The 18,989-nt window shown below is 59.6% G+C and carries 17 protein-coding genes; 6 read left to right on the forward strand and 11 right to left on the reverse strand.

The features are described from left to right. The 6 genes from xth to NVV77_RS20130 all read right to left on the reverse strand — a co-directional run bounded on the left by xth (nucleotide 1) and on the right by NVV77_RS20130 (nucleotide 6,694). Nucleotides 1-768 carry an exodeoxyribonuclease III gene (gene xth, locus NVV77_RS20105; protein WP_295415974.1) on the reverse strand — a complete coding sequence of 256 codons (768 nt, stop codon included), beginning with the start codon at nucleotides 766-768 and terminating at the stop codon, nucleotides 1-3. Beyond that, the gene (locus NVV77_RS20110) at nucleotides 765-1,409 is read right to left on the reverse strand and encodes an alpha/beta family hydrolase (protein WP_295415976.1); all 645 of its coding nucleotides are present in this window, start codon (nucleotides 1,407-1,409) and stop codon (nucleotides 765-767) included. The genes xth and NVV77_RS20110 overlap by 4 nt, the downstream gene beginning before the upstream one ends. Further along, nucleotides 1,406-2,482, reverse strand: coding sequence for a tetratricopeptide repeat protein (locus NVV77_RS20115; protein ID WP_295415978.1), 1,077 nt, complete (start codon nucleotides 2,480-2,482; stop codon nucleotides 1,406-1,408). The genes NVV77_RS20110 and NVV77_RS20115 overlap by 4 nt, the downstream gene beginning before the upstream one ends. Nucleotides 2,483-2,488: 6 nt before the next feature. Further along, nucleotides 2,489-3,391 (reverse strand): Ku protein, encoded by a 903-nt coding sequence (locus tag NVV77_RS20120; protein ID WP_295415980.1) that lies wholly within the window; start codon nucleotides 3,389-3,391, stop codon nucleotides 2,489-2,491. 33 nt (nucleotides 3,392-3,424) lie between these two features. Then, complete coding sequence (gene ligD, locus NVV77_RS20125) at nucleotides 3,425-5,860, reverse strand: DNA ligase D (protein ID WP_295415983.1); 2,436 nt, start codon at nucleotides 5,858-5,860, stop codon at nucleotides 3,425-3,427. A gap of 129 nt (nucleotides 5,861-5,989) precedes the next feature. Continuing rightward, entirely contained in the window at nucleotides 5,990-6,694 is a 705-nt protein-coding gene (locus NVV77_RS20130) for a VIT1/CCC1 transporter family protein (RefSeq protein ID WP_295415987.1), read from the reverse strand. A gap of 620 nt (nucleotides 6,695-7,314) precedes the next feature. Here NVV77_RS20130 and NVV77_RS20135 point away from each other — a divergent pair. After that, entirely contained in the window at nucleotides 7,315-7,716 is a 402-nt protein-coding gene (locus NVV77_RS20135; protein ID WP_295415990.1) for an XRE family transcriptional regulator, read from the forward strand. A gap of 343 nt (nucleotides 7,717-8,059) precedes the next feature. Here NVV77_RS20135 and NVV77_RS20140 read toward each other — a convergent pair whose 3' ends face one another. Next, the gene (locus tag NVV77_RS20140; RefSeq protein ID WP_295415993.1) at nucleotides 8,060-9,226 is read right to left on the reverse strand and encodes a hypothetical protein; all 1,167 of its coding nucleotides are present in this window, start codon (nucleotides 9,224-9,226) and stop codon (nucleotides 8,060-8,062) included. A 1,373-nt stretch (nucleotides 9,227-10,599) separates the two neighbouring features. Here NVV77_RS20140 and NVV77_RS20145 point away from each other — a divergent pair. Then, nucleotides 10,600-11,586, forward strand: coding sequence for a site-specific integrase (locus NVV77_RS20145; protein WP_295415995.1), 987 nt, complete (start codon nucleotides 10,600-10,602; stop codon nucleotides 11,584-11,586). 266 nt (nucleotides 11,587-11,852) lie between these two features. Here the strand turns inward: NVV77_RS20145 and NVV77_RS20150 are convergent, their stop codons facing one another. After that, nucleotides 11,853-12,257, reverse strand: coding sequence for a hypothetical protein (locus tag NVV77_RS20150; protein ID WP_295415998.1), 405 nt, complete (start codon nucleotides 12,255-12,257; stop codon nucleotides 11,853-11,855). A gap of 678 nt (nucleotides 12,258-12,935) precedes the next feature. Next, nucleotides 12,936-13,676, reverse strand: coding sequence for an SDR family oxidoreductase (locus NVV77_RS20155; protein ID WP_295415999.1), 741 nt, complete (start codon nucleotides 13,674-13,676; stop codon nucleotides 12,936-12,938). 97 nt (nucleotides 13,677-13,773) lie between these two features. Here NVV77_RS20155 and NVV77_RS20160 point away from each other — a divergent pair, with 97 nt between their 5' ends. Next, nucleotides 13,774-14,412 carry a TetR/AcrR family transcriptional regulator gene (locus NVV77_RS20160; protein ID WP_295416001.1) on the forward strand — a complete coding sequence of 213 codons (639 nt, stop codon included), beginning with the start codon at nucleotides 13,774-13,776 and terminating at the stop codon, nucleotides 14,410-14,412. A 298-nt stretch (nucleotides 14,413-14,710) separates the two neighbouring features. Here NVV77_RS20160 and NVV77_RS20165 read toward each other — a convergent pair whose 3' ends face one another. Further along, the gene (locus tag NVV77_RS20165; protein ID WP_295416005.1) at nucleotides 14,711-15,061 is read right to left on the reverse strand and encodes a helix-turn-helix domain-containing protein; all 351 of its coding nucleotides are present in this window, start codon (nucleotides 15,059-15,061) and stop codon (nucleotides 14,711-14,713) included. Between the two features lie 65 nt (nucleotides 15,062-15,126). Between NVV77_RS20165 and NVV77_RS20170 the strand changes: the two genes are divergently transcribed. Next, nucleotides 15,127-16,305 (forward strand): NADH:flavin oxidoreductase, encoded by a 1,179-nt coding sequence (locus NVV77_RS20170; protein WP_295416007.1) that lies wholly within the window; start codon nucleotides 15,127-15,129, stop codon nucleotides 16,303-16,305. Between the two features lie 198 nt (nucleotides 16,306-16,503). Beyond that, nucleotides 16,504-17,031, forward strand: coding sequence for a GNAT family N-acetyltransferase (locus NVV77_RS20175; protein ID WP_295416008.1), 528 nt, complete (start codon nucleotides 16,504-16,506; stop codon nucleotides 17,029-17,031). Between the two features lie 159 nt (nucleotides 17,032-17,190). Here NVV77_RS20175 and NVV77_RS20180 read toward each other — a convergent pair whose 3' ends face one another. Beyond that, on the reverse strand, nucleotides 17,191-17,796 hold the full coding sequence (locus tag NVV77_RS20180; RefSeq protein WP_295416010.1) for a GntR family transcriptional regulator: 606 nt from the start codon (nucleotides 17,794-17,796) through the stop codon (nucleotides 17,191-17,193). 152 nt (nucleotides 17,797-17,948) lie between these two features. On the opposite strand from NVV77_RS20180, the gene NVV77_RS20185 reads away from it, so the two are divergent. Beyond that, a complete protein-coding gene (locus NVV77_RS20185) occupies nucleotides 17,949-18,956 on the forward strand; it encodes an extracellular solute-binding protein (protein WP_295416022.1) in 1,008 nt (335 codons plus the stop codon). Nucleotides 18,957-18,989: the final 33 nt, after the last annotated feature.

Below are 18,989 nucleotides of genomic sequence, written 5' to 3' on the forward strand. Positions count from 1 at the left end.
CTAGAGAGTTATCCAAACGGGCGCATGATCGCTGGCGCCCTCCTCGCCGCGCACGAGCTTGTCGACGCCTGCATTCTTGAGCTTTCTGGCCAAAGCACGGCTCAAGAGCAGGTGGTCGAGGCGCAAGCCCGCGTCGCGCTGCCAGCGGCTGCGCATATAGTCCCAGAAGGTATAGACGGTCGCATCGGGAAATTTCCGGCGGATCGCATCAGTCCAGCCTTGCTCCAGCAAGTGCTGGAACAGGGCACGGCTCTCCGGCTGAACAAGAGCATTGTCCTTGTAGGATGTCGTCTCGTAGATGTCCCGGGGTTCAGGAACGATATTGAAATCACCGGCCAGCACGATCGGCAGATCGCTCGACCAGAGCTCTTGCGCGTGCTCAAGCAAGCGCTGCGTCCAGGCCAGCTTGTAGTCGAATTTCGGCCCGGGCCTGGGATTGCCATTGGGCGCATAGAGGCAGCCGATGATCACGCCATTGCAGGCGGCCTCGATATAGCGGGCCTGGCGGTCATCAGGTGCGCCCGGCAGGCTGTCGCGGGTCAGCACCGGAGGACTGCCGCGGGTAAGGATGGCAACGCCATTCCAGCCCGGTTCGCCCTTCCAGACCGCGTGATACCCGGCGTCAGCAAGGGCGGTTGCAGGAAATTGCCGATCCGCGGCCTTGAGTTCTTGCAGGCAAACAATGTCGGGCGCGGCATCGGCGAGCCACGCCATCAGGTTGGGCAGGCGCCTGTTGATGCCGTTGATGTTGAAGGTCGCGATCTTCACGGCGCGATGCGCTGCACCCAGCCCGAAACGTGCTCGGCCACGCTTTGCAGGTGGCCGGCCGTGGTGAAACCGGAGATCGCCTTGCGCGGCTTGAGGTCGTGGTCGCCGTCTTCGAGCCAGAACAGCTCAATTTCATCGGAGAGGCCGAACTCCCCGACTTCATAGCGGTCGCCGAACTCGTCGCGGGTGCCCTGGCAGATCAGGGTTGGCGTCTTGAGGCCGATTAGGTGGGCAGTGCGCAATTGCTGCGGCCGCCCAGGCGGATGAAACGGATAGCCAAGACACAATAGCCCCGCAATGCGGTTGGCCTCGAACAGGGCATCCGCCACCATGCTGGCGACGCGTCCGCCCATGGACTTGCCGCCGATAACAAGCGGGCCATTGGTCGGCCCAAGGTCGTCCACCGCGGCAAGGTATTCGGGCATGACGGTCTCCGCCTTGGGCGGGGGCTTCTTGCCGGCCGAAGTCCTGCGGCTCGCCATATAACCGAACTCGAAGCGCGCCACCCGAAACCCCTGCGCGGCCAAAACCTTGGTGGTCGCGTTCATCGAAGCGGAGTCCATCGGGGCACCGGCGCCATGCGCCAGCAGCAGGGTGACGCGGGCGTCCTCGGGTCCATCGAACAGAAACTGCGTACTCATCCAGCCTGGCTCCGGGACATCTGGGACACAAGGGTAATGCCGGCACGGGCCCGCCGGGCCCAATCCGAGCTTTCATCAAGCTCCAGATAGCGACGCCAGCCTGCAACAGCCTCGTCGAGATTGCCCATCTCGTAGTCGAGGGCCGCCAGATTGTAGATGGCATCGGCGTAAAGCGGGTCGATAGCGATGGCGCGCTGCAAATGCCTGCGTGCCGCTTCCGGGCGCCCGAGCTCGCGCAGCACACCGGCGCAGTTGAACCAGGATTCGACAAAGGCCGGATCGCGTTTCAGGCTGGTGGCGTAGGCAAGCTGCGCGGCGTTGAGATCACCCAGTTCGCGCAGGCAATTGCCCTGGTTGAAGGGGGCAGTGGCGTCGCTCGGATCGACCGCGGCACAATGGCCATAGAGCACCGCCGCCTCGGCAAAAAGGCCCGCCTGCTCGGCCGTTTCGGCATGGACAAAATAGTCTTCGGCGGCGTCTGCCTGATCATCGAGCGGCAGCAGGCGCTGGCCGTCGAGTTCGGCGAGAGAAAATGCATCTTCCGCAACGATCCTGTCGCCGCTCGCCTGCAGCGTCAGCGCCGTCAGGGAGCCGACGGGCCCCACGCCGTGCAGGGATTTGGCGATGTCGTGCCAGGCGGCTCCGGATTTTTCCAACCCGGCATATTTCCTCGCCAATATGAGATCGCGAAAGGAAAAGGGCTCGGCGTCGTGCTCAAATGCATCGAACAGAACGAGCAGATCGAGGGTTTTGGAGCCAAGGCCCGACTGGTCCAGAAGCGCCTGACGCGCCATCCCTCCGGGAGCCGGCTTGGGGAGCAGACCCATCAGGCGCATCAGCCCATTTTCGCTGCGCACGCTGCCAACGCTGGCGCGAGCCTGCTCAACACGGCTTTCGATCGCGGCGGGGTCGAGGCGGGAGAGCAGAGAGCGGCAGAAAACGGCCATGGTTGTGCCGCGCGGCAGGCCACGGTGCAAGCGTCCACGGCCCTCTTCTATGCGCCGCGCCGCCGACCTCAGCGGGAAAGCCCTGAGCGCCCCGACGACGCCTATGCTGGCCCCGCTGAACTCCATGCCGGACTACGCCTTCTTTCGCGGTGCCGCCTTGGGCTTGGCCGACTTGCTGGCCTCAAGGGCCGCCTTGAGCGAGACCGTGGTGGCCGATTCCTTGGCCGCGGCCGGCGCCTTGGCACGGCTCTTGGCAGCAGGCTTGGCTTCGCCGAGGCTCGCCTTGAGCGCGTCCATCAGGTTGATAACATTGCCGCGTTCGGGCGCAGCAGCCACGATCGGCCTGTGCCCCTTGAGCTTTTCCTTGATCATCGCCATCAGGGCGATTTCGTAGCGATCCTCATAGGCCTTGGGGTCGAAGGAGGTGACCTTCTGCTCGATCAGCTTTTCGGCCAGGTCGAGCATTTCCGTGTCCGGATTGCCCTTTGGAATATTGTCGAAATATTCGGTCGTACCGCGCACCTCGTTGGGATTGCGCAGGGTGGTGATGAACATGCCGTTTTCGCGGGCGCCGATGGTCACGACACGCTCGCGGCTCGACAGGACGAGCCGGGCAATGGCCACCTTGCCGCTGCGCCGCATGGCCTCGCGCAGCACGACAAAGGTTTCCTCCGCCATGGCGCCATCGGGTGCCAGATAGTAGGGCGCATCCTGATAGAGGACATCGATCTCGTCCTCATCGACAAAGGCTTCGATATTGAGCGTATGGCTGGATTCGATGCGGACGGCTTCGAGGTCGGTGTCCTCGATGATCACATATTGCTTGGGCTCATATTCGTAGCCCTTCACCAGATCGGCTCGCTCGACCAGACCCAGTTCGGGATCGACCGGCTTCATATTGATCCGGTTATGCGTGTCCTTGTGGAGCTGGTTGAAGCTGATGCGCTCCGACGTGCTGGTCGCGGGATACATTTTTACCGCGCATGACACGAGGCTCAGCCGCAGATGTCCCTTCCAACTGGCCCGTGGAGCCATGGTCGCCTCCTACTCAAACACAATCACCAGTAACTATGCCGGGAGGTCACGCGAAGACTCGTTAATGTCTGCCCACGGGTCGCCGGACATCGTTAATAATCTCGGAAGCGTAGAGTAATTGAGGTCCTGAGCGGAGTCGATAGACTCGAGGTCTCGCCACTCTATTGGGGTCGATGCGGGCAAATGTGTGCGCGCCCGCAACGAGTAGGCGGCCACCGCCGTCGCGCTGCGCGCATTGCGAAAATAGTCGATGAAGATGCGGCGCTTGCGGTTTTGGGCGCCCATGACAGTAACGAACGTATCGGGTCCGGTGGCAGCCAGGGCTTCGGCAATGCGGGCGCTGGCGGCATGCGCAGCCTTCCAGTTGAGCTTGCGCGTCGTCGGCACGACGATGTGAACGCCTTTGCCGCCAGAGGTTTTGACAAAGGGCACGAGGCCCATACCCAGCAGTTCATCGCGCAGATGCACGGCGGCATTGACGACATCGCGCCAGGCGACGCCTTCGCCGGGGTCGAGATCGAAGATGATGCGGTCGGGCTTGTCGAGATGATCCAGATGCGTGCCCCAGCTGTGGAATTCGACCGCACCGAACTGTGCAAGCGCCAGATAGGCCTTGGTGTCGGTGACGGCGATGAAGGTCTTCTTCTCCCCCTCGGAATTGGCGGTTTCGATCTTGGCAATGCTTTCGGGCATGCCGGTAAAGGGGTGGCGCTGAAAAAAGCAGTCCGCCGACTTGCCCGTGGGGCAGCGGAACAGCGACACGGGCCGGTCAAGGAGATGGGGCAGCATGAAATCGCCGACGCTGGCATAGTAGACGGCAATGTCGAGCTTGCTCGGGCCGTTCTTGCCAAAGAGCCGGCGCGTTGGATTGGTGACCCAGATGCTGGCAAGGTCGGCATCGGTCACGAGCCGCTTGCGTTGTCCCTTGGCGCCGCTGGAAAGGCTGGCCTCGCGCAGGCCCCTGAAGACGGCATGGCGCAACATGCCGTCGCTGGTGACAACAGCATATTGGATGCGCGCGGTGATGAGGGGTTTGACCGGGATCACCTCCTTGGGGAAGCCCTCCAGCCGGTCGCCACCTTCGAGGGCCCGAAGGCGCTCGAGCAGCCCTGCCATATCCGCGGCATCAAACCCGGTGCCGACCTTGCCGCGATAGATGAGATCGTCACCCACCCATTCGGCAACGGCGATCGCCCCGATCCCGCCGGCATTGGGCGAGGCGGTGTAGCCGGCGATGACAAAGTGGCCGGTTTTCGGCGCCTTGATCTTGAGCCAGGTGCCGGACCGGCTGCCGCTATAGATGCTGTCGGCGCGCTTGGAGACGAGGCCCTCAAGTCCACGATCGATAGCCTGTTCGAAAAGGGCCCCGCCCTGCCCCTCGACATGATCACTGAACTGAATGGCTGAAGAAGCGCCCTCAAGAAGGGTCTTGAGCAGCGCCTTCCTGTCCCGAAGGGCGACGCCACGCAGATCCCAGCCATCGAGGTACAAAAGGTCGAAGGCGAAAAACAGCAGGTTGCGCGGCCGGCCTTCCGAAAGCTCCTCCTGCAACCGGCCAAAACTGCTGACGCCCTGGGCATCGAGCACGACGATCTCGCCGTCGATCACCGCCTGACGGCACGGCAGGGTCGCGAACACCTCCGGCAGGTCGCCATAGCGCCGCGTCCAATCAAGACCGCCGCGGGTGATGAACCGAGCCACCTTGTTGTCGAGGCGGGCAAGGGTGCGATAGCCGTCGAACTTGATCTCATGCAGCCAGGTGCTGGTTTGCGTGTCCGCTGGCGGCGCGGCAGCCGCGGTCGCAAGCTGGAGCGGTGTCTTGTCCGGCATGGCCGATGCTACCGCACCCCTAAGCTTGTCCGGTTTCAACGTCGCGCGGCGTTTCCGCGGCGGCGGAGCCGGTGGCTCCAGCAATTCCTCGATGCGCCGGCCGGTCTTGACGCTTTCGGGCCGGGCCTGAAGGATGTCGTTCTCAATATCCATGGCCTGGTCGTGTTCCTTGAACAGCAGCCAGTTGACCTTCCCCTTGTCCTCGGGACGGTTCTTGAGTTGGGTCAACATCCAGCCGCCATTGAGCTTTTCGCCGGCCAGCCGAAATTTGAAGGCGCCCTTGGCAATATCGGCCTCCGGGTCCCCCATGGGCGCCCAGGTGCCCCTGTCCCAGACGATCATCGGCCCGCCGCCATATTCGCCGGCCGGGATGAGGCCCTCGAAATCCAGGTAGTCGACCGGATGATCCTCGGTGGCCACCGCAAGCCGCTTATCCGCCGGATTGAGCGAGGGCCCCTTGGGCACGGCCCAGCTCTTGAGCACGCCCCCCAATTCGAGGCGGAGATCATAATGATCGGCAGTGGCGTGATGCTTGTGAACAACGAAGCGAAACCCATCCTCGCCATCCATCCCGGACGGTTCGGTCGTGCGCGTAAAATCACGCTTGTCACGATAGGTTTTGAGACGATCCTCAGCCATGAGCCGATGATAGGCGCAAAAAAATGAAGGCGGAACTAGCGGGCGACGACGTCCGGGCACGAGCGTCCGGTCACAGATCGGCTGCGCACCCTGGCGCGCCAAGACCCCGCTGGGTGCGGCCGATGCCAGCTAGAAGGCAAATTTCCCGACGAGGTAGCTTGCACCAACCGTCCCGGCGGCGATGACGAGCGTGCGCAGCAAAGTCCGGTTGAGATCCTGCCGTCCGGCGCGGGCTGCCAATATCGATGTCAAAACGAGCGAAACGGCAACCGCTGCAAGCACCAGCCCGGTGTCGACATGGATCGGCACCATAATGGTGACCAAGAGGGGAATGGACGCACCGATCGCGTAGGAAATCGCTGTACCCAGGCTGGCCTGGACAATATCACGCCGCGAAACAACGCTGATGATGCCATGCTCGCTCTCCAATTGCGCCTTGAGCGGGGAGCGTTTCATCAGCTGCGCTGCGACCTCCCGAGCCAGGTCGGCGGGCAATCCCTTTTGCTTGTAGTAGTCCAGCAACTCGTCAAATTCGACATCGGGCTGGCGCTTGATCTCCAGCCGCTCTTCTTCGATGAGGCTTAATTGCGCCTCGCGCTCCGATGCCGTTTCCGCCCATTTTGCGCCACCGGCGGTGAACATTCCCGAGACCATTGCGGCCATTCCCGCGAGCGCCAGCGTCGCATCGTCGGCACCGGCACCGGCGAACCCTTCCAAAATGCCGGCAGTGGCTATTATGCCGTCATTGGCGGCCAAGGCCCAGGCGCGGTGCGCGCCGGGGTCGGCGAATAGCAACCGGAGCCTTGCAAGCCAGGCAACCGCAATATGGTTCAAGATTGTCCCCACCTCGCCGAGCCAATGCATACCCGCCCCGAATTCCCGGACCGCTGTCATCATCGCAGAGAGCGATCTTTTCGGCCATATCCTGGTATCTTGCCCGGACCACACCCTTCAGCCAGGGCCTGCAGCGCGGGTCAGATTGGTCGGGTCGTTCACGCCGCTATTTGGGGCACACGGATCTGGCCACGCGTCTCCGTCGCAACGCTTCGCCTGGTGGAGGCGCGCGCAAACTGCAGCCCTTGTCGGTGCGTGAGCCCAAAATACCCAGCAATGTCAAGAAAATGGTGGGTGCGACAGGGATTGAACCTGTGACCCCTGCCGTGTGAAAACCAGGCCCCTCCGCCAAAGCGCCGGTTTATCTGCAGTTACAACTGGTGACCACCACTTTAAAGCCCATTTAGACCAGGTTTGCCGAACCTTTCGGTTCAAATGAACCGGAGAGCACTGTCTTCTACCTGCTTCAGCTTCAGCGAGTAGATGCGCCAGCTCGGCAAGGCTTTGCGAATGCCACGAACACTCCCTATTGCGACCTCTTCGCAACCTCCGACCGATCAGACAGTCCCAAAAGGGCGACGCTATAGACGATGCAACATCAACGCTAGTCTACGGAACAAATGGCAAACCGTCCCTTCGAAAAATCAAACCTAGCAAGCTTTCTGCAGGCTCGCATTGTCGAACTGCAACCGGTCAAGACGCAAGCGGACATCGCCTCCGAAGCAGGCTTTCGCAATGCGAGCATGCTCGCATTGATCAAAAACGGAACGACGCGTCTCCCACTTGATCGGGTTCCTGCCCTTGCCGTCGCGTTAGAAATAGACTCGCGACGGCTCATGTTTTTGGCCATGCAACAGACCGCAGACGACACTACCATGCGCGCATTCAGGGAAATATTCGGTACGCCGGTAACGACGAACGAATTGGCGTGGCTTGAGGAAATTCGAAGCGCGTCGGGAGGGAGCGATCCTTGGCTAACGAGCAGATCGCGCGTCGCACTCCGGGCAATTTTCGGCAAGTGAGGCTTGCTAATTGAGCACAGCAAAAGGTACCCAACTTTCCGACTTGTTGGCACAAGCGCTTTGGACCAACGCCCTATCCCGTGCCGGCCGTCCCATCCTGCCTACCGCTGCACGGCTACGCCAGCTGAGAGCTTTAATCGCACAATGGTCCGTAGAAGATGCAATCGCTGGTCCACACGACGATAGGCCAAGAGATGACAACACTGAGGTTCCGTAGAATGCCCGGCTGTACACTTTTTATGGGCATCTCATTCCGACGCGCCATCTCAGAAGTGCCAGAAACCCAACCGTCTCAGGCACATCCTGCAACAAGGTCCTTATAACTGCATATACTAGCCATTACCTAACGACCCAATTCCCTACGCTGCAGATTGCGAAGCGCTTCCCGAACCTTTTCGTTTAGAGCCTCGTACGCCTTCGTAGTATTTTCCTTTCTCCTCCCGCGAGGCGGCACCTGGTACCCACGCTCCTTTAGGTTTTTATCAATGGACCTTAAATTGCGTTGCCGCTCGGCGTCGAGGGCCGCCAACCCAACGGCGCCTATATTCAAGAACCTCAACACTCGTCGTCTCTCTCGGAATAAGTCCACACCCACGGGGTCTTTTGGCAAAATGAATGTTGGAAGAACGAACTGAAAGTACCTCCGCTGAAACTTGGTCAGGTTCACCTCTTTCAGACCCGCCAAGGTGTCTGTTCCGGTTCTCTGCAACTCTTCACCCCTTAGGGTGACCTCTACCCTCGCGCGTCGCCCCTCGACCGGGAGAACGGTTCTTGTGCCGGTTGTGGGGTTCTGCCTATCCAGTAATTTATTCATAACCCGCCACATCGCCGGCGAACCTTCTTCCCCAAGGTAGAACGTTGCGTCTACCGGAATTGTGCGATCGGCCTCCACCTCCAGAATTGCCCAGCGCCTCTTGCCTTCGAACGATCTTCCCCAAACCTTCGAAGAATGCGCCTTACCTTTTCCCCAAGCGAACCTAGGATGATCTGCGGAGCGCTCTATAATGTCTTTGTTTGGGAAGAGATGCCGAGCCAGTACTGCCACCATTGCAAGGCCTTCAATTTCTGAAGCTCGCTTGGAATAGAAATCGACGCTCACCTCCAAGCCCACGGTGCGAGGCTCCGAAATCAGGCCGAATTCGACGCCAATCGCGTCAGTTACCCGCACTAAGTCTACAATATGAGGATCTTGAAAAATCACCCTGAAAACATCAGACACCCCTCCTGAGCCTGCCTCAACAGGCTCAACATAGGATGTGCGTCCACATACACGGTCGATTTCCTTTTTCAGATGGCGGAACTGGGTTTTTCTACCCAAGTGGAATTCCAACTCCACCCAATCGATGACCGCTTCGCAGCGATAGTCTGCGAGGTCTAGCACCGGCTTCAAGAGATGCCGGTCCGTAAATCTACGTTGGCTCGAATTCACCGGGCTTTCGATAAACTCGAGCTGCAGCAGTCGTTTGCGGTCTTTCAGAAACGGCACGGGCACTATGGTGTTTTTTAACATCGCGCCGACCTAACTGAGTCGTCGTATCTCCGACAGCCTGTTGCGCTTTTGGAAAGGACACAGACATAAAATCACCGATTCAAGCCAGCCATGTAACACTCAATGCAAATTCGCTTGCGGTGAGTGTTACATTGTCCAGCAAACGATATGAGGGAAACGCCCCCCTTGGAACTGAACACGGTGTCATTACCGCAAAGTATTTTGCGTTGGAGTTTCCAGAAGTTTACATTTCCGCTCACGTTAGAACGAAAGATCTGGTTTTCTGCAAATATAGCATTTCAGGTTTCTGTATCGGACAAGTGTGAGCACCGTCGCTGGCGCGCACAAGAAGCTCACCAGCTCGCGTTCGGGCGGCCAACGGGAATTCGCTCAAAAAGTATCGAAAGATTAGTGCTAGCTCACCGCACGCGATTCCAGAGACACTCAAGCCAGGCCTGTCTCCGATAGTTTCCACTTCCGACTGCGTAGCCACGTCCATTTGAAGGCATCAGTGAAGCAGTGCGCGGAGAACTCTGGCTACCCGCTGTGTATGCTCGTAGGGGGAGGACGTATCTACATCGAGCCACGAATAGATGGCCCATAAGCGTATACATATGGAAGTGTACGACAGTCTGGACGTCCCCGATGCGCGGCCGTTGCGCCAAACCGGGCTCACACACAAGTCGCATCGACCAAGCGGCAAGATGCCGATACGGGACGCGGTCAGCTTTGGCGGGACCGTGCCAGGTAAAAGGTTGCAGGCGGATAGCATAGGATCGCACCTCAATCGCTCGTGCTGCTCGACCGCTTGTAGACGGGCGAAGGCACCCGGTCAGAGTTGCACCGTCACATTTGACACATTTCCCGCAAAGTCTCCTCTGCCGCTGGACACATGCCATCCGCAACAGATGTGGTGGCAACGGCTAGGTACGGCTAGCTTCCCACCGCAGGGTGTTCAGACGCCGGTTAGCCTTGTCAATAGACGAAGTCCTAGGGCCGGTCCAACGCATAAGGGAATGACCCTCCCTCCCCGGTAGAATAAGGCATCCTAACCTCCGGTATGCCCTCAGTTTGGACCGCGGCCAGCGACTAAAAAAATAGTCAAAATCCTTTCAGATTTCTCTGCATCCCAAAATCGAGACCGCTATAGCGCGCTTTAGATCCTCAGATTCACTGGCGATCATAGGAGCCCTTTGATTGCAACCACCAATGCCTATGGGTAGCGAGGCAATTCCACTGCGCATTGATGAGCGCCCATTTAGCCCGGAAACGCTCGCTCGGCGCTGGGACTGTTCTCCCCAGCACGTAAGAGATCTGGTCGCCGCGGGCCGCTTGAGCGCATTCCGCCTCGGCAGACTTATCCGCATCCCCGCCCCCATTGTGAGAGACTTCGAATGCCCGAAATGCGAGCCCAACTCTATCGCGGCACCTATTGCGCCGTTTGGTCTGACGAAGGCAAGACGCGGCGACGCTCCCTTCGTACCGACGATCATGAGGAAGCCCAGCGCAGACTAATCGATCTCCGCCAAACCATGGCTGCTCCAGTTGGGGCTACTGTAGCTTCGATGGTCCAAGCTTACCTCGATGAGAAACGAGGTAGAGTCGTGGATCATGAAAGGATGGTCGGCGGCTGGAAGAACGCAAAGTCAACCTTTGGCCACCTGCGGCCGGACCAAATCACCAGAGAACTGTGCCGCGACTACGCTCGAAGGCGTCGTGACGAAGGCCAGCAGCGGCGCGGAATCCCCATAGGCGATGGCACAATTCTGAAAGAAATCAACGTGGTCCGCCAGGCCCTGAATTGGCATGGCGTGCAAGGTGCCGTATTTGAGGCGCCCAGCCAGCCCCCTCCGCGAGACAGATACCTGACGCGAGAGGAATTTCAGCGACTGTTGGATGCTTGTGCAAGCCCGCACATGAGGCTGTTCATGATCCTGGCCCTTTCGACCGCTGGGCGGAAGGGCGCGATACTTCAGCTTACATGGGATCGTGTTGACTTCGAACGCCGGCAAGTTCGTCTGGCAGTGCCAGGAGAACAAAATCGCAAAGGTCGCGCTCTCGTGCCGATGACCGACCGGTTGCACGCCGAGTTACTGGTAGCGAAAAAGGCGGCCCTAACGCACTACGTGATAGAATATGCAGGCGGCCCTGTCCTCAACATCAAGAAAGGATTTGCCGCCGCAGCAAAACGCGCAATGCTTGACGATATTACGCCGCATGACCTTCGCCATACAGCGGCAGTGTGGATGGCGGAAAGTGGCATCGCTATAACCGAGATCGCTCAGTTCTTGGGGCACACAGACCCGCGGATTACCTACCGAGTATATGCTCGGTTCAGCCCCGAATACCTCCGGAAGGCGGCTTCGGCGCTAAACGTCTAGATAGCCATCTCGATAGCCGACACTCTGCTGGTCGCCACGACCACGCACCGCAGGGGGTCGGCTATCGCGTCTTCTTCCCTTGTTCTAGATGCACAGGGCTATGGCTGCCTCGGGGTGGGGAGCCGACAGTCTGCTTTTGAGGCAGGCTCTGCGAAAGCCGACCTGCATCTCCGAATGAGTTAGATATGACGGGTTAGGCATTTGCCAGAAACGCACCCCACCAGAATATGCCAGGTCGGTGCAAGTCGAGGCGCGTGTGCGATGCTTTAGCCTACGGTTGGCGCGTCAACTTCGTTGAGTGCAGCAAGGCCTGCATTGTTCTCAAGATACTCGCCCAAGCGGGGATCCTCGCAATAGCGCTGTTGCTCATCCACAATGTCATAGCTTGCGCCCAATTCATGCCGCAAAAGCCCAAGTAGCGTGTCCACCCTAGCATTGAAGCGATCACAAAGCGTTTGTGTCCACAGGCTCGGATCGGGCGGATACAGGGGGTTCAGATAGCCGGAATGCTCGAAGTCAAGCTGGACCCGCAGATCACAAGCAGGCTTCGAAACGAACAATTTCTCGTCCACTGGGCCTAGTCCCAATTCTTCACGGGTCTCGTTGTCACCCGCCCAGAGGCAACCACCCGCGCCATAATCGAAAAAGAACCTGAGAATGCTTTTTGTCATGGCGCAAGGCTAGACGCATGACGCGCGGCAGGAAAGTCCGCAATTTCCTTAGCAGCCCACTCTTGAGGATGATCGCCTGTGTCCGCTCATAGGAAACCGCGAGCGAGGCACCAACGGCGAGAATGGGGTCGACATCTGACCGACCGCTATGGGCCCCAGGACGCCGGCGGCACCGGGGTGGAAAGGAGACAGTATGCTGTTTCACTGCTGAGGTCGAAAGCTGCCGATCCTAGCTTGGACTGAGGCGCTAGGTTCGGGTGTCCCATCTATTTCGTAGAGTTGCCCAGCTACGCATATCTGGGAAGGCATTTGCGAGATGCCGTCAGATGCAGGCACTACTCTGTTGTTATATGTCTGCTCGTTGCGGCTCGGACGCGCTCGTCCAGCGGCACCCGCTCATCGAGCGACACCTCGCTGAAGCATGCCATGCGCGTCGAGGCTGAACGGCGTCGTGACAACGCCGTCCACATAAGCGCTGCCACCGATATATTCGACGTAGCGTGTATTAGGAAAGCCGCCGACATCTGCAGATCGGCCGCGAGCCCTAGAGCCGGATTCCATCCATGACCCACATAATGAACTCAGCGGCGGCAACGATCGTGACCGTCGGGGCGAAGAGCAACAAGCCCTTGTCCAGGGGGCGCCTCAATGGCTTGTGGGGATGGTCGGCGGCAGCACTCATGCGTTCGCTCCGCCATCGACGGTGAAGCCGGTCCCGTTCACCGATCGCGCCACGGGGCTAGCGAGGTAGGCGTAGAGCGCAGCAAGGTCCTCGGCCCTGCCATATTCCTTGATCGCCATCCGCTGACGCTGAATCTCTGCAAAGGGACCGTCGGCAGGGTTCATGTCGGTATTGGTCGAGCCGGGATGCACGAGATTGACGGTAATCCCCCGAGGGCCCAAATCACGGGCTACGCCCTTGGTCCAGGCGATCAGTGCGGCCTTGCTGGCGGAATACAGCGCTTTGCCGTCATCGGGCACGCGGTCGGCAAGATTGCTGCCGGTCGTGATTATGCGACCGCCCTCTGACATGTAGGGCAAGGCGGCCTGCGTCGCGAGGATGACCGCCCGAACATTGACCGACAGCGTAGTGTCGATGTCCTCGAGTGTGATATCCGCAATTGAACCGTAGCGGATGATGCCGGCGTTGTTCACGAGAATGTCGAGCCCGCCCAACGCTGATGCAGCGTACTCAACTGCCTGCTTGATCGACGTCGGGTCTGACGCATCCATCTGGATGGTCACGGCGCTGCCACCCGCCTCTCGGATCTGATTGGCGATAGCGCTGGCAGCGTCGGCGGATCGCACGTATCCGATCGCCACAGCAGCCCCTTCAGCGGCGAAGCGTCGGACGATCGCCGCGCCGATTCCACGGCTGCCCCCGGTGACGAAGGCGCGCTTTCCGTTGAGCATTGGCATGTTCGATTCCTTTTTTGTAATGATTGATCTATAAATCTGTAACTTGAACTTTCAGTCAAGATTATTATATATCGATCATTACAGAAAAGGATCCGTGATGGCGGACCGTGGCCGACCGAGGACGTTCGACAGGGAACAAGCGCTGCTTCGTGCGATGGAAATCTTCTGGGAGAAGGGTTTCGAGGGAACCTCAATGGTTGATCTGACGACTGGTATGGGAATTGGTGCGCCCAGCCTCTATGCGGCGTTCGGATCGAAGGAGGAGCTTTTCAGGGCGGCTGTGGCGCTCTATGTCTCGACCGATGGAGCCGACATCTGGGGGGCGCTCGCCAAAGCGGAAACCGCCTATGGCGCCATAGAGGCTTTCCTGATGGAATCGGCGCAGAAGTTTAACCGTCCGGATAAGCCAAGCGGCTGCCTGGTAGTCCTGTCGGCGCTCCACGCAACCGATGGCAATAAGGCGCTTCGTGCCGAGCTTGTCGCCAGGCGCTCGAAAAATACAACGAATCTCGCGGCCCGGTTGGCCAAGGCCGTAAAGAATGGCGAGCTACCACCCGGTACCGATGTCGACCGGATGGCGCGCTTCTACGTGACGGTGCAACAAGGCATGTCGATCCAGGCTCGCGACGGTGCCGATCGAATGATGCTGGAAGAGATCGCACGATCGGCGCTCGCTGCCTGGGGATCACTGGCTCCGAACGGAGTTCGATATGTGGGGGCGAGCCAGCCTCTCTGAGACAGGCCTTATGTTCGTCGCGATAGAGAAGATCGATGGCGTGTCGAAGTCCCCACGTAGATCCGGGCGCCCAATGCCGGCACGACGCCGACCCAAAAGCGGCAACGACGAGGTCGAATTGTTCCGAACTAAAGATTTGGAGCGCCGCCATTCTAGAGTTGCGGCTATCGATTCCAATGGGTCCACAGCCACGATGCGCTCGACAAATGGGATGGCGCGCAATTTTTCGGGGTCAGCAGTCGAGATCCAGAACTCCCGCTTGCTCTTCGACTCCAGCGGTCACAGCAAAGCGAACATCTTACTGACCGGATTCGGACCTGATGTTAATTTCCAGGTAGTTCCTCGACCAGAGTTCAAGATCTTCCAGGATCGGCTTTAGGGCCTGGCCATGTGCGCTGAGCGAATATTCCACCTTAGGCGGCACCTCGCTATAGACCCTACGGTCTATGATCTTGAAGGTTTCAAGGTCTCGCAACTGCTTGGTCAACATTCGCTGCGTGATGTCGGGCATGGCACGATGCAACTCCCCAAATCGCATAGTGCGCCGACAAAGACACCACAAAATCATACCTTTCCACTTTCCACCGACAATACCGAGAGCGGTTTCCGTAGGGCAAAACAGTTGGGTTTCGTGGAAGGGATCGGGCATCAATATTCCTTACTTACAATTTTGTCTGTATAGGCCTTTTTTGTGCATTCTTGCGCCTTTTGCATATGAAGTCCACCGTGTCGTGGACAACAACAGAAGGCTTACCACCAGTGTCAGTTCACAGTCCCACGCATCCCGCGCTACGCCCCGGTGTGCTCCAGAATCTCACTCTCCCGAACCGGTATGTCGTCGCACCAATGTCCCGCGCGAGCGCCACTGACAATGGCGTACCGACCGAAGCGATGGCGCACTACTACGCCCGTTTCGCGACGGGCGGCTTTGGTCTCATTATCGCCGAGGGGGCCTATACCGACCCTTGCTATGCGCAGGCCTACGGCAACCAGCCTGGCCTCTGTACAGACGCGCAACAAGCCGGCTGGAAAGTGGTCACCGAAGCCGTACATCGCGCTGGGGGTAGGATTATACTCCAGCTGATACATGCCGGGGCAGTTTCCCAGGTCGTTAACACGCCGCACGCTCCCTCCGCGGTGCGCCCCATGGGCAAGATGTTGGACGGTTATGGGCCAAACCGCGGCCCCTACGGCACGCCCACGGAGATGAGCGCGCAAGACATCCGCGACGTCAAGGCTGGGTTCGTTCAGGCTGCCGTGCGCGCGCAGTCCGCTGGGTTCGACGGGGTCGAAGTGCATTGCGCGAATGGCTACCTACTTGACCAGTTCCTGACACCAGAAACCAATCTGCGGGACGCCCCCTATGGTGGATCGATCGAAAATCGGATCCGCCTGACGGCCGAGATCATCACCGATATTCGCGCGGCGACCGCCGGGGATTTCCTAACGGGGGTCCGCCTATCGCAGGCCAAGGCGACCCAGCCCGACTATTTCTGGCAGGGAGGGCTCGCCGATGCGGCGCGGATTTTCTCCGCGGTCGCCGAGGCCGGCGCAGGTTTCATTCACTTCGCTAGCGAGAAAAAAGGCTACGCCTACCATAGCAGCACGTCTGACGGAGAGAGCCTGTGCCATTTCGCCCGCGCGACTACCGGGTTGCCGGTCATCGCCAATGGTGGGCTACAAGATCCAGATCTGGCCCACGATGTACTAACCCGGGGTGAGGCAGATTTCTTGGCGATCGGGAAGGCCGCGATGAACAATCCCGACCTGCCCAACCGGCTCGCAACCGGCAGACAGCCGGAGGCCTTTACCTACGAACTTTTCTCTTACGGAGTGTCCATCGAAGGTCAGGCGAAATGGGAAGGCGAACGCAGAGGCCTTCCTCAGTCCTGACCTGAGGTCATGCGTGGGCGCAGGTATTGTCCCTGCGCCCCCTTGGCTTCGATTGGCTTTGCCTGGCTGGTATGGGGTCGAGTGGAGTCCGGCGCCTCGGGGGTGGAAAGGAGACAGGCGGCCTTTGGAGCACTCGGATATCTTGTTGACGCGGACAACCCACCATAATGTCTCGTCCAACTGCGTTGGAGAGAGATATTGCAGTACGATCCTGCCATCCGCTTGCTGACCGAGCGCCTAACCCTGCGTCCTACTGTGCCCGACGATGTCGAACGCGCCCTCGATATCAGGTCCAACCCCGCCGTCGCCCGCAATCTCGTTTCGGCCACGATACCGCCAGACATACAGAAAATGACGGGTTGGTTTCGAAGTCACTCCGATGAGTGGCGAGAGGGCAGCGCCTACCGGCTTGCGATTGACTTGGATAGCCGCATGATTGGCGTCTGTGATGTTTTCGACATTGCGGAAGGCGAAGGCGAGATTGGTTATTGGACCGAACAGGCGATATGGGGACGCGGCTTCGGGCTGGAGGCTGCTGAACGACTGGTGCGCTTCGCTCTGGAAGACGTTGGCCTGAACAAAATCCGCGCAGGGTGTGCTGACGATAACATTGCCTCTGCGGCAATTCTGACCCGGCTGGGTTTCCAGCGCGTTGCGGACGTTCGGGTGTTCTCGCAATCCCGCGAAACTGAAATCACACAACGGCGATTTCAGTTAGTGGTCTGAGGCTCCATAGACTGAAGTCACAGGATGCACTTGGGTCTGGATAAAGCTGATCCACAGTAGCCGCCGCGCATTGACCATCTGGCCGAACGATTGGTGTGGTTGCGTGAGCGCCTCGGGGAACTCGAGGAGATCGGCCCGCGGCGGCAGGCGACGCGATGGTCAGGTGCCAGTGGTGAAGTGGGCTTCGAGCATGGCCTCGGTTTCCTCTAATGGGCCACTGACGATGAAGTCCCGCAGGTGCTGATGGAGGGCGACCTCTCCAAGCCCTTGGGATTGGCTGTGCCAATCCTTGCAGAACAGCACGAGCAGATGCGGGGCGAGGTCTTCCCAGTGACGACACAGCACGTCGTTTTCGGTCAGCCGCAGGATGCAGCGGTGGAATTCGAGATCGCATTGCGCCAACGCCAGGGCATTGTCCGTGGTGGCAAGCGCGGCCATCTGCTCCAGAACAGCATCGAGGCCGGCGATAGCGGACGGGATTTGCCGCACTGCATCTGCCGCTCGCCTGATCGCGAGTGACTCAAGGGCGATGCGGACATCGCGGATTTGCGCGACCTGAGGCGCCGCAAAGCCTATCACCTTGAGGCCACGTGCGCCGGCGCGGACGAGCAGCCCCTTTGCCGCAAGGCTGAGCAGAGCCTCCCGGGCAGGGACGCGGCTCACTTCCATGGCCTCCGCCAGACTCCCCTCCGTCAGTCGCGAACCGGCCGGCTGTTCGCCGCTCGCGATGGCGAGAACCAGGCGTTCCTCGATTTCCTCGGCCACGGTCCGGGCTCTGGGGAGAGGGCTTAGCAGCTTCAAGGTCATCTCCGAACAGTAAGGCTCCGCTGTCGAGGAAATAGCCCGACCCACTGCCATTGCGCAATATTGACTACGGTATACCGTATGCTATATACCACTTGCATACGGAGGATGGAATGAGAAAACTTAAATCTATCGCGCTTGCCGGTCTAATCGTCGCGACCCTGCCTGCTGCTGCCCATTCGGCAGGAACCGTGCGCATCTTTACGTTCGAGGGCTATGCGGACGAGGAATGGGTCGGGCCGTTCGAGGCCAGCACCGGATGTCAGGTCAACGTCACCTATACCGGGTCGGTCGACGAGCTGTTCGCCAAGATGATCGCGTCCAAGGGCGCGGACTACGATCTCATCTCGATCGATACCAGCCTCTTCCCGCAATATATCGACAAGGGCCTCATCGTTCCGTTCGACGCACAGAATATCCCGAACCTCAAGAACCTCTTGCCCGAGTTCGCCGATGTCGCCGAGGTCATGGCGGGCGAAAGCCGTTTCGGCATCCCAATTGCCTGGGGCTCGATCGGCCTGATCTATGACAAGGCAGTCTTTCCGGAGCCGCCGACGTCCTGGAACGCCCTCTGGGACCCGGCGACGGCCAGCAAGGCTATCGTGTTGGATGACGCCAACAACAACATCGTCAACACGGCAACCCTGTTGGGCTTCGAGGATCCCTATAACCTCAGCCTTGAGCAGTTCGAGCAGGTCAAGCAGAAGCTCATCGAGCAGAAGCGCTCCATCCTGAGCTATTACGCCGGCTTCGAGGACGGCGTGAATGTCTGGGAAAGCAGCGGCGCCTCGCTGATGTTCTCGATGGGCGAGTCGCAGGTGATCAGCCTTGCTGAGCGCGGCTATGATGTCGGCTATGCCATTCCGCAGGAAGGGGCCATCGGCTGGCTCGATACCTGGGCGCTCTCTACCGGCGCGCAGGACGTCGAATGCGCCCATCAGTGGGTCGACTATGTGCTGGCCGGCGATGTCGGGCCGATGATGACGACGGCGCATGGCTATGGGAACACAACGCAGAGCAACGATGGGCTCGACTACGCGGACCGGTTGAACTGGTTGCGCCCCGTGGAGAGCCTCGAAATGCGGGCTCAGGTCTGGAGCGAGGTCAAGGCGAGCCAGTGAACGGCCCCGTCCGACCAAGACCCATGAGAGAAC

Source organism: Devosia sp. (assembly GCF_024707125.1).
GTDB lineage: Bacteria > Pseudomonadota > Alphaproteobacteria > Rhizobiales > Devosiaceae > Devosia.